The organism is Streptomyces sp. NPDC001617, assembly GCF_053596855.1.
In genome coordinates this window covers 169,416-180,329 of sequence record NZ_JBSFHA010000010.1, presented here as the reverse complement: position 1 = coordinate 180,329, position 10,914 = coordinate 169,416, and the positions used below count along the sequence as shown (strand labels likewise).

The window sequence follows — 10,914 nt, the reverse complement described above, 5'->3', positions numbered from 1 at the left end:
CGTGCACGACGTGTTCGAGCCGGACCAGGTGTTCCGGATCGACCACTACCTGGGCAAGGAGACCGTCCAGAACATCCTGGCGCTCCGCTTCGCCAACCAGATGTACGAGCCCATCTGGAACCGGTCGTACGTCGACCACGTCCAGATCACGATGGCCGAGGACATCGGCATCGGGGGCCGTGCCGGGTACTACGACGGCATCGGCGCCGCCCGTGACGTCATCCAGAACCATCTGCTCCAGCTGATGGCGCTGACCGCCATGGAGGAGCCGGCCGCGTTCGACGCCGAGTCGCTGCTCACCGAGAAGCTGAAGGTCCTCAGGGCCGTAAAGCTGCCGGAGGACCTCGGCGCCCACACGGTGCGCGGGCAGTACGCGGGCGCCTGGCAGGGCGGCGAGCAGGTGCTCGGCTATCTGGAGGAGGACGGCATCGACCCGGCCTCCACGACGGACACGTACGCCGCCATCAAGGTGAACGTCGACAACCGGCGCTGGGCGGGCGTGCCCTTCTACCTGCGCACCGGCAAGCGGCTCGGCCGCCGGGTCACCGAGATCGCCGTCGTCTTCCAGACGGCCCCGCACTCCCCCTTCGACTCCATGGCCACCGAGGAGCTGGGCAAGAACGCCATCGTCATCCGCGTCCAGCCGGACGAGGGCATGACGGTCCGGTTCGGGTCCAAGGTGCCGGGCACCTCGATGGAGATCCGGGACGTCACGATGGACTTCGCGTACGGCGAGTCCTTCACGGAGTCCAGCCCGGAGGCGTACGAGCGCCTCATCCTGGATGTGCTGCTCGGCGACGCCAACCTTTTCCCCCGTCACCAGGAAGTGGAAGAGTCCTGGAAGATCCTCGACCCGATCGAGGAGTACTGGGCGCAGAACGGCAAGCCGGCGCAGTACGCCTCGGGTACCTGGGGACCCGAGGAAGCCGACGAGATGCTCGCACGAGACGGACGGAGCTGGCGCAGGCCATGAAGATCGACCTGACCGACACCACGGCAAGCAAGATCAACAAGGCGCTGGTGCAGGGTCGCCGCGCCATCGGCACCCCCGCCGTGGGCATGGTCCTGACGATGGTCATCGTCACGGACGAGGAGAACGCCTACGACGCGATCAAGGCGGCCGAGGAAGCCTCACACGAGCACCCCTCGCGCACCCTGGTCGTCATCAAGCGGCACGCCCGCACCCCGCGCGACCGCATGGCGTCCAAGCTGGACGCCGAGGTCCGGGTGGGCGCCGACGCCGGCACCGGCGAGACCGTCGTCCTGCGCACCTACGGCGAGGTGTCCGACCACGCCGACTCGGTCGTCCTGCCGCTGCTGCTGCCGGACGCGCCGGTCGTGGTGTGGTGGCCGGTGGACGCGCCCGAGGTGCCGTCGAAGGACCCGTTGGGCGCGCTGGCGCAGCGCAGGATCACCGACCTGTACGCCGTCGAGAACCCGATCCAGGCCCTGGAGACCCGGGTGCGTTCCTACGCGCCCGGCGACACGGACCTCGCCTGGACCCGGCTGACGCCGTGGCGTTCGATGCTGGCCGCCGCGCTCGACCAGGCCCGCACCCAGATCGTCTCGGGGGCCGTGGAGGCCGAGGCCGAGAACCCGGCCGCCGAGCTGCTGGCGCGCTGGCTGGAGGCGCGGCTGAACGTGAAGATCGACCGGGTCGTCACCGCCGGTCCGGTCGTCACCGCGGTGCGCCTGGGCACGGCCGACGGGGAGATCGTCATCGACCGCCCCGAGGGCCCGCTGGCCACGCTCTCCCTGCCGGGCCAGCCCTCGCGCACCCTCGCGCTGAAGGTCCGCACCACCTCCGAACTCATCGCCGAGGAGCTCCGCCGCCTCGACGCCGACGAGATGTACGCCGTCGCCCTGCGCGGCGAGGGCACCAAGGAGACCGTCTCTCATGTCTGACTCCCCCAAGCTCACCCATCGCCCCCAGTGGACGGCGTTGGCGGAGCACCGCGAGGCCGTGCTGCAACGGCCGCGGCTGCGTGAGCTGTTCGCGGCGGACCCCTCCCGCGCCGAGCGGTACGTCGTACGCGTGGGCGATCTGCGCATCGACTACTCCAAGCACCTGATCAACGACGAGACCCTCGCCCTGCTGCGGGAACTCGCCACCGCCACCGATGTGTTCGGACTGCGCGACGCCATGTTCCGCGGTGAGAAGATCAACATCACCGAGGACCGGGCGGTGCTGCACACCGCGCTGCGGGCGCCCCGGGACGCGGTGGTCGAGGTCGACGGCGAGAACGTCGTGCCGGACGTGCACGCCGTTCTCGACAAGATGAGCGACTTCGCGCACCGGGTCCGCTCCGGCGAGTGGACCGGCCACACCGGCCGGCGCATCAGGAACGTCGTCAACATCGGCATCGGCGGCTCGGACCTCGGTCCGGCGATGGCGTACGAGGCGCTGCGCACCTTCGCGGCACGGGAGTTGACGTTCCGCTTCGTGTCGAACGTGGACGGCGCGGACCTGCACGAGGCCGTGCGTGACCTGGACCCGGCGGAGACGCTGTTCATCGTCGCGTCCAAGACGTTCACCACGATCGAGACGATCACCAACGCGACGTCGGCCCGGTCCTGGCTCCTCGAGGGGCTCGGCGAGGACAAGGCGGTCGCCAGGCACTTCGTGGCGCTGTCGACCAACGCCGGCAAGGTCACCGAGTTCGGCATCGACCCGGACAACATGTTCGGGTTCTGGGACTGGGTCGGCGGACGCTACTCCTTCGACTCGGCGATCGGTCTGTCCCTGATGATCGCCATCGGCCCGGGCCGGTTCCGGGAGCTGCTGGACGGTTTCCGTATCGTCGACGAGCACTTCCGCAACGCGCGCGCCGAGGACAACGCCCCGCTGATCCTGGGCCTGTTGGGCGTCTGGTACGGCAACTTCTTCTCCGCCGAGACCCATGCGGTGCTGCCCTACAGCCACTACCTCTCCAAGTTCACCGCCTACTTGCAGCAGTTGGACATGGAGTCCAACGGCAAGTCGGTCGACCGGGACGGGCATGTGGTGGGGTGGCCGACCGGCCCGGTGGTGTGGGGCACGCCCGGTACCAACGGGCAGCACGCCTACTACCAGTTGATCCACCAGGGCACCCGGCTGATCCCCGCGGACCTGATCGGGTTCGCGCGTCCGGCGGCCGAGCTGAGCGACGAACTCAAGGCGCAGCACGACCTGTTGATGGCCAACCTGTTCGCGCAGGGCCAGGCGCTGGCGTTCGGCAAGACGGCGGACGAGGTGCGCGCGGAGGGCGTGCCCGAGGAGCAGGTGCCGCACCGCACCTTCCTGGGCAACCACCCCACGACCACCATCCTGGCCCGCGAGTTGACCCCGTCGGTCCTCGGCCAGCTGATCGCCCTCTACGAGCACAAGGTGTTCGTCCAGGGCGCGATCTGGAACATCGACTCCTTCGACCAGTGGGGCGTCGAGCTCGGCAAGGTGCTCGCCAAGCGCGTCGAACCCGCCCTGACCGACGGCGCGGACGTCCCCGGCCTCGACCCCTCCACCACCGCTCTCGTGGCCGCGTACCGCGAACTCAAGAACGCATCGGAAGTGAACTGACATGCAGCTCGGTCTGATTGGTCTCGGCAAGATGGGCGGCAACATGCGCGAGCGGATCCGCCGCTCCGGCCACACCGTCATCGGCTACGACCGCAACCCCGACCTCTCCGACGCGGCGAGCCTCGCCGAACTCGTCGACAAGCTCGAAGCCCCGCGCGTGATCTGGGTGATGGTCCCGGCCGGTGCCCCGACCCAGTCCGTCGTCGACGAGCTCGGCGGCCTCCTCTCCCCCGGCGACACCGTCGTGGACGGTGGCAACTCCCGTTGGACGGACGACGAGAAGCACGCCGAGGAACTGGCCGCCAAGGGCATCGGCTTCGTCGACGCCGGTGTCTCCGGCGGTGTGTGGGGCCTGCAGAACGGCTACGCGCTCATGGTCGGCGGCGAGAAGGAGCACGTCGAGCGGCTCCAGCCGATCTTCGAGGCGCTCAAGCCGGAGGGCCCGTACGGCTATGTCCACGCGGGCAAGGTCGGCGCCGGGCACTTCTCGAAGATGGTCCACAACGGCATCGAGTACGCCATGATGCAGGCGTACGCCGAGGGCTGGGAGCTGCTGGAGAAGGTCGACTCGGTGGACAACGTCCGCGAGGTCTTCCGCTCCTGGCAGGAGGGCACGGTCATCCGGTCCTGGCTGCTGGACCTGGCGGTCAACGCCCTGGACGACGACGAGCACCTCGACAAGCTGAAGGGCTTCGCGCAGGACTCGGGCGAGGGCCGCTGGACGGTCGAGGCGGCCATCGACAACGCCGTACCCCTTCCGGCGATCACGGCCTCCCTCTTCGCGCGGTTCGCGTCCCGTCAGGACGACTCGCCGCAGATGAAGATGATCTCCGCGCTGCGCAACCAGTTCGGCGGGCACGCCGTCGAGTCGAAGGAGTAGCCGAGCCGTGGGGGACCTTCTCCTGGTCCGCCACGGCGAGACGGAGTGGAGCGTGTCGGGCCAGCACACCAGCTGGACCGACCTGCCCCTCACCCAGCACGGTGAGGAGCAGGCCAAGTCCCTCGCTCCACTCCTCTCGCAGCGGACCTACGCACTCGCCCTGACCAGTCCGCTCGGCCGGGCGATACGCACCGGCGAACTCGCGGGCATCCCCGGGACCGTCGTCGAACCCGACCTGCACGAGTGGGACTACGGCGCCTACGAGGGCATCACGACCGTGGAGATCCACCGCACCCGGCCCCACTGGGACCTGTGGCTGCACGGCGTCCCGCCGGGCCCGGACGGGCACCCGGGCGAGTCCCCGGCAGAGGTCGGCGACCGGGCCGACCGGGTGCTGGCCCGGGTCGACGCGGCCCTCGCCAACCGCACCGGGGACGTGGTCCTCGTCGCCCACGCCCACTTCCTGCGCGTCCTGACCGCGCGCCGGCTGGGCCTCCCGCCCGCCGACGGACGGCTGTTCCAGCTGTCGACGGGCACGGTGAGCCGGCTGTCGACCGAGCACGGGCGACCGGTCATCGCCGAATGGAACACCAGGGCGTAGCACGTACCGCGGCCCGGGCTACAGCACGTCTCCGAACTCGCTCAACACCCCAGGTGGAGCAAGCGCGTTGACGTAGTGGCCCGGGCCGTGGTCGTCGAAGGAGTACGTGAAGGGGATGGTGCGGGTCAGCGCGAGGCGGGCCGCGAAGAACGCCAGCGGCGCGACCACGGCGAGACCCGCCAGGCTGTCCATCTGGGGGTAGTGCAGGCCCGGTTCGGTGACCTCCGTCCAGCCTTCCGCGCGAGCGCCGAGCAGCGGTCGTACGGACCGCCGTGCCCCTTCCGTGACGCGGACCAGCAGCCCGCCCCAGTCCCGGTTCGCGGCCGTGCGCAGCACGTCGCCCGGCAGGGTCAGGCCCTCGATCGCCGAGTCGGCGGCGAAGGTGAGGGCCGCGTCGGTGAGGCTGTGGGGCCTGCTGTAGTGGAACTCGCGGCCGAAGGGGGCGTACGGGCCGACCGGCCGGGGCGGCAGAGCCGGGACGACGTCGCGGTCGAAGATGTAGCGGAACATGCGGTCGCGCAGCACGTAGGTCTCGTGCGGCCCGGGGATCTCCTCGCAGGCCCTCGCCAGGTCGGGCCCGCCGACCATGGGCTGGCCGAAGGTGTAGACGCCCTTGAGCTTCTCGGCGAGGTGCCGGTAGCGGGGCTCGTGGACCAGGGTGATCGCCATGATCGCGGCCATGGCGGCACCGAGGCTGTGCCCGGTGATGTAGAGCGCCTCCAGGCCGTCGCCCCGGGTGCCGTGCTCGTCGGGGTCGAGGGACTCGCCGCGCAGGGCGCGTTCCAGGGCCGCGACGACCAGGTGGCGGGTGGCGCGGACGTTGCGGTAGAAGCCGGCGTGGACCTCGTACCGCCTGCCCTCCAGTTCGACGGAGAGCATCTCGGGGCGTACGTCGGCGTCGGTGAGGATGCTGATGATGTCCTCGGGCTGGGTGCCGCGGTAGCAGAGGATCGCCACCCGGCGGTCCCTGTCCTGCACCAGATAGGCGGCGGACGCGATGTACATGGCGTCCACGCGCTGCTCGAAGGCCCGGCACTCGTTCTCCTCCAGACCGAGCCGGGCCATGATCATGGCGACCGTCTCCACGTCGCTGTGCTGCTCGAATCCGGCGTACGCGTAGGCCGAACAGGTCGCCAGGACGTGCGGGACGACCCCGTCCGGGTCGGGCTGGTGCTTGTCCTCGACGAGCCGGTCCACCAGGTCGGGGTAGACCGGGAAGCTGCTCGGATCGGTGTCCGGTTTGCATGGGCGCAGCGCGGTGTAGCTGGGCCCCTTGACGTAGGTGTCCCGCATCTGGGACCTCCCCCGGGACGTCTGCGGGTGGTGGGCCCCCACCATGGCCCCGAACCGTCACCGGGAAGGAGTCGTTCCCCGGCCACGGCGGGGGCGGCGGGTGGGGTTGCTGGGGAAGGGCGGCGCCCGCGGGGCGGGCACGGGAGGTTACGGCTCCCTCACACGCCCGCCTGACGTGCGCAAACGCGACTCACCGTGCAATTGTTCGCATGGGGCGCAAGATGGCGCACATCGGCGCGAACCATCGCTGCCCGGCACTCCGGGCCGCCGCTAGCGTGCGGGGCCTGTCCCGTACGTCTGTACGTAAGGAAGGGACCGATGGCCGAGACCGGGCAGCAAGAACCGCGGTACGAGCATTACGAGGGCGGCAGTCCCGAGGCGGAGCGGCTGGTGTTCGAGCAGCTGGCCGCCGAGTTGATGGAGGTGCAGGTCAAGAACCGGCGGGCCGGCGGCGGTGGCATCGCCCGGACCTTCCATGCCAAGGCGCCGGTGGCCGTGGACAACGCGCGGCTGCGGTTCCACGACGATCTGCCGGCGGCCCTGCGGGTGGGGTTCGCCCAGCCGGGCGCCGAGTATCCGGCGACGGTACGGCTGTCCAACGCGAGCGGCATCCGGCAGGGTGACGGTGCGCCGGATCTGCGCGGGGCGGCCGTACGTGTGCAGGTGTCCGACGAGGAGAGCCACGATCTGCTGGCGACCAGCCATCCGGTCTCGCACGCCCGCGACGCTCGGGAGTTCGTGGCCTTCGCGAAGGCGATGGCGGGGGCGCGGGGCCCGGTGCGGAAGGCGTTCGGGCTGTTCGTGAAGCTGCCGCTGGCGGTGGGCCTCGGCACCGCGAACCGGATGCGCCAAAATGTGCGGGCGGCCACTCGGCACACCGTCGACTCCCTTGCCGCTGAGACCTTCTGGAGTCGCGGTGCGGTCCTGTGGGGCGAGGCGGGACCGGTGCGGTTCCTGTTCCGGCCCGCGCCCGGCACCCCGTCGGCGCCCGCACCCGACCGCAGGGACACGGACCTCCTGCACCGGGAGTTCGCGCACCGGCTCGCGCAGGGGGAGGTCAGCTACGACCTGTGCGTGCAGCGGTTCGTGGACGAGCGGCGCACACCGGTCGAGGACGCCTCGGTGGAGTGGAAGGACGCCGTCTCGCCCGCGATCGCGGTGGCCCGGCTGACCATTCCGAGCCAGGACCTGGACAGCGCGGAGGCGAGGGCGACCGCCGGGCGCATCGAGGACCTGGCGTTCAACCCCTGGTACACGACGGACGAGTTCCGTCCGCTCGGCAACATCAACCGGGCCAGGAAGGCGGCCTACCAGGCGGCGAGCGCGCATCGGCTGGGGCTGAGGTTCGTCACCGAGGAGCCTCTGCGCAACCGTGTCCTCGGCCGCCCGATGGAAGCCGGCTTCACGCTGCTGAACCGCTATGTCCCCTGGCACCGGCTGCCGTTGCAGCTGAGCCTGCTGAACCTGGTGTTCCTGCGCAAGGTGCTGCGGCGCCTCAACCTGATCGACACCGAGCCGCGCGAGGCACCGCCCAAGGCCCAGCGGGTGCCGGCCCCGATCCCCGAGCGACTGCGCGGCGAGCGGTCGTACGACGGGACGTACAACGATCTGTCGGCACCGAGGATGGGCGCCGTCGGCGCGGCCTTCGGACGCAACCTCGGGCCGGAGTACCGTCCCGACCTCTTCGACACCCCGAACCCGGTCACGGTCAGCCGCCAACTCCTGTACCGCGAGAGCTTCGTACCCGCGACCTCGCTCAACGTCCTCGCCGCGGCCTGGATCCAGTTCCAGGTGCACGACTGGGTCAACCACCGCCGCCACAAGCCCGGCGAGCGCAGCGTCGAGGTGCCGCTGCCGCCCGGGAGCGGGCCCTGGCACAACACGCCCGGCGGGCCCGGCGAGAACGTGATGCGGTTCGCGGAGAACGAGGGCATCGAGGTGCCCGGCCGCCCGCCGATCCTGTTCGGCAACGTCGCCTCGCACTGGTGGGACGGCTCGGAGGTGTACGGCGAGGACGAGCAGACCGCGCGCTTCCTGCGCGAGGCCGACGGGCGCGCCGAACTCCGTCTGGAGGACGGCCACTTGCCCGGCGGCGGCAACGGCCACATCCCGCTCACCGGGTTCAACGAGAGCTGGTGGATGGGCCTGAGCGCCATGCACACGCTCTTCGCCCGTGAGCACAACGCGGTGTGCGCCGCGCTGCGTGCCGAGTACCCGTCGTTGAGCGAGGAGCGGATCTACCACACGGCGAGGCTCGTGGTCTCCGCGCTGATCGCCAAGATCCACACCGTGGAGTGGACCCCGGCGATCCTCGCCACCGAGGCGATCGACATCGGGCTGCACACCAACTGGCAGGGTCCGCCGAAGAACTGGCTGAACCAGCTGGGGCTGTGGCTGTTCGAGGCGCATTCACTGGTGGGCATCCCGAAGACGGTGCCGGACCATCACACGGCGCCGTACTCGCTGACCGAGGACTTCGTCACGGTCTACCGGATGCACCCGCTGATCCCGGACGACTTCGAGCTGCGTGAGCACCACTTCGGGCAGCGCATGGAGACGGTGGGCTTCCTGGACATCCAGGGCGGGGCGGCGGAAGCCCAGATCCGCAAGACGGGACTGGCGAACACCCTCTACTCGTTCGGCATCGCCCACCCCGGCGCGATCACTCTGCACAACTACCCTCGTGCGCTGCAGCACTTCGAGCGGGACGGCGAGATCATCGACCTGTCGGTGGTCGACCTCGTCCGGACCCGGCGGCGTGGCGTGCCCCGCTACAACGACTTCCGCGCGGGACTGCACAAGCAGCGCATCCGCTCCTTCGAGGAACTGACCCAGAACGCCGAGACGTTGGCCCGGCTCAAGGAGGTCTACCGCTCGGTCGACGAGATCGACACCGTGGTCGGGCTGTTCGCGGAGAACCCGCCGACCGGCTTCGGATTCAGCGACACCGCGTTCCGCATCTTCATCCTCATGGCCACGCGGCGGCTGCAGTCCGACCGGTTCCTCAACGTCGACTACCGGCCCGAGGTGTACACCCCGCTCGGCATCGACTGGGTGGAGAAGGGCGGTATGGACTCCGTGATCCTGCGGCACTGCCCGGAGCTGGCGGTGCTGCTGCCACGCGGGGCGAGCGCGTTCGCGCCGTGGCGGTCGGTGCGGCCCTCGACGAGCAACGGAAGCGACGGGGTCGACCAAGGGGGCCGTGCATGACGGCGGTTGACGGCCACCCGGGACTGGCGGACCTCTTCGGCCGGCCCCTGCTGGACACGGTCTGGCACCGGCGCACCCACCGCGTCAGCCGGGGTGCCTCCGTGCCGGCCGGGTCGATGAGCTACCGCTCCTCCCACACCCAGCAGCCGCTGTCGGAGCTGGAGGAGGCGGTGCTGATCGCGATCACCGGCTGCACGGGCCTCACCATGCCCGACCGGCCCTTCGAGGACCCGCGCGACGGCAAGCCCATCATGGCCAAGCCCAACCTGACCATGGCGGGCCGGACCGCGGGCAGCCCGGACAACGCGCAGGGCACCCACTTCTTCATGATCGACGACACGGGCACGTACTACCTGCGGAAGTTGCCGCCGGCGCCCCAGGAGCCCTTCACCGCCGAGACGTTGGTGGCGCGGGCGGCACAGTCGAAGGTGAAGGTCCTCGACCACCGGCTCGACGTACCGCAGAACAAGCGGGACTTCCCGGCCTACCTGGACTCGAACCGCTTCCTGTCCAACCTCTCCGGGACGACGGTGTTCTTCCCGGTGGTCGACCTCTCCCACCAGTACATCAACGCGTTGATGTACCTGTTGACCCAACCGGACGGTGCCCGGCCGACGTTGGTGGACGACCGGAACTTCTACCGTCCCGCCGGGGTGAAGAAGTGGGTGCGCAACGGCTTCCTGAACGGCGACCTGAAGCTGCCACTGGGGTCGCTCGGCCCGATGCGCACCCAGATCGAGGCGGACCTGCTCCTGCAGAACCTCATGCTGACGGCCGAGGCGATGGGGCTCGGCGCCTGGATCCACGCGTCGATCAACCCCCAAATAGCTCTGGGCGACCCGAAGTTCTCGCGCGCCTACGGCCGGATGCTCGGCTTCACCTTCGTCACCCCACGCTGGCGCCTGGCGGACGTCTGGCGCTGGCACGTACCGCTGCCGAAGTACGCGACCCTGCGCTCCCATCCGGTGGGGCTCACCTCGAAGGACGGCGAGTCGCTCATCGCGGCCGCGTGTCCCCCCGCCCACACGTCGATGTCGGAGGCGGTGGATTCGGTGATCCGGTCGAAGTTCGGCACGGGCGGGATCTACACGGACAAGGACGTCTTCACCCGTATCTACAAGGAGGACTACGGGCAGCGGTATCTCGCGGAGGCCGGCGAGTACGAGGAGCGGGTGATCGACTGCGCCCGTGACATCTGCGAGTACGTCATCCGCACGCACCGCCGCTTCCCGGCGCACACGGACGCGATCCATGTGCCGGGTATCTGGCTCCAGATGCACCATGTGGAGCGGGAGTACTACGAGCGGTTCTTCGTGAACGGGCTGACGGAAGTCCATCGGCGCCACGCGGAGTTGTGGGACTAGAGTCCCGCTT

At 69.9% G+C, this 10,914-nt stretch carries 8 protein-coding genes; 7 read left to right on the top strand and 1 reads right to left on the bottom strand.

Annotated features, from left to right (window positions below):
• The 5 genes from zwf to ACWC09_RS11100 form a co-directional block, all read left to right on the top strand.
• The coding region (zwf, locus tag ACWC09_RS11120; protein WP_450850257.1) for a glucose-6-phosphate dehydrogenase at positions 1 to 973 on the top strand (973 nt) is incomplete at its 5' end.
• Positions 970 to 1,905, top strand: coding sequence for a glucose-6-phosphate dehydrogenase assembly protein OpcA (gene opcA / locus ACWC09_RS11115; RefSeq protein ID WP_450850256.1), 936 nt, complete (start codon positions 970 to 972; stop codon positions 1,903 to 1,905). The genes zwf and opcA, both read left to right, overlap by 4 nt.
• Positions 1,898 to 3,556: a glucose-6-phosphate isomerase gene (gene pgi, locus ACWC09_RS11110; RefSeq protein ID WP_450850255.1), complete on the top strand. Its 1,659-nt coding sequence runs from the start codon at positions 1,898 to 1,900 to the stop codon at positions 3,554 to 3,556. The genes opcA and pgi overlap by 8 nt, the downstream gene beginning before the upstream one ends.
• 1 nt (position 3,557) lies before the next feature.
• Positions 3,558 to 4,436, top strand: a complete 879-nt coding sequence (gene gnd, locus ACWC09_RS11105; RefSeq protein WP_450850254.1) for a phosphogluconate dehydrogenase (NAD(+)-dependent, decarboxylating) — start codon at positions 3,558 to 3,560, stop codon at positions 4,434 to 4,436.
• A 7-nt stretch (positions 4,437 to 4,443) separates the two neighbouring features.
• Positions 4,444 to 5,037 carry a histidine phosphatase family protein gene (locus tag ACWC09_RS11100; protein ID WP_450850253.1) on the top strand — a complete coding sequence of 198 codons (594 nt, stop codon included), beginning with the start codon at positions 4,444 to 4,446 and terminating at the stop codon, positions 5,035 to 5,037.
• Positions 5,038 to 5,055: 18 nt separating this feature from the next.
• On the opposite strand, the gene ACWC09_RS11095 is transcribed toward ACWC09_RS11100, so the two are convergent.
• The gene (locus ACWC09_RS11095) at positions 5,056 to 6,330 is read right to left on the bottom strand and encodes a lipase family protein (RefSeq protein WP_450850252.1); all 1,275 of its coding nucleotides are present in this window, start codon (positions 6,328 to 6,330) and stop codon (positions 5,056 to 5,058) included.
• Positions 6,331 to 6,648: 318 nt separating this feature from the next.
• Between ACWC09_RS11095 and ACWC09_RS11090 the strand changes: the two genes are divergently transcribed.
• Both ACWC09_RS11090 and ACWC09_RS11085 read left to right on the top strand, forming a co-directional pair.
• Positions 6,649 to 9,540, top strand: a complete 2,892-nt coding sequence (locus ACWC09_RS11090; protein WP_450850251.1) for a peroxidase family protein — start codon at positions 6,649 to 6,651, stop codon at positions 9,538 to 9,540.
• On the top strand, positions 9,537 to 10,904 hold the full coding sequence (locus ACWC09_RS11085) for a hypothetical protein (protein ID WP_450850250.1): 1,368 nt from the start codon (positions 9,537 to 9,539) through the stop codon (positions 10,902 to 10,904). The genes ACWC09_RS11090 and ACWC09_RS11085 overlap by 4 nt, the downstream gene beginning before the upstream one ends.
• Positions 10,905 to 10,914 lie beyond the last annotated feature (10 nt).

Coding starts and splice junctions, on each gene's coding strand:
- opcA (WP_450850256.1), top strand. CDS start 970: ATGAAGATCGACCTGACCGACACCACGGCAAGCAAGATCAACAAGGCG.
- pgi (WP_450850255.1), top strand. CDS start 1,898: ATGTCTGACTCCCCCAAGCTCACCCATCGCCCCCAGTGGACGGCGTTG.
- gnd (WP_450850254.1), top strand. CDS start 3,558: ATGCAGCTCGGTCTGATTGGTCTCGGCAAGATGGGCGGCAACATGCGC.
- ACWC09_RS11095 (WP_450850252.1), bottom strand. CDS start 6,330: ATGCGGGACACCTACGTCAAGGGGCCCAGCTACACCGCGCTGCGCCCA.
- ACWC09_RS11090 (WP_450850251.1), top strand. CDS start 6,649: ATGGCCGAGACCGGGCAGCAAGAACCGCGGTACGAGCATTACGAGGGC.
- ACWC09_RS11085 (WP_450850250.1), top strand. CDS start 9,537: ATGACGGCGGTTGACGGCCACCCGGGACTGGCGGACCTCTTCGGCCGG.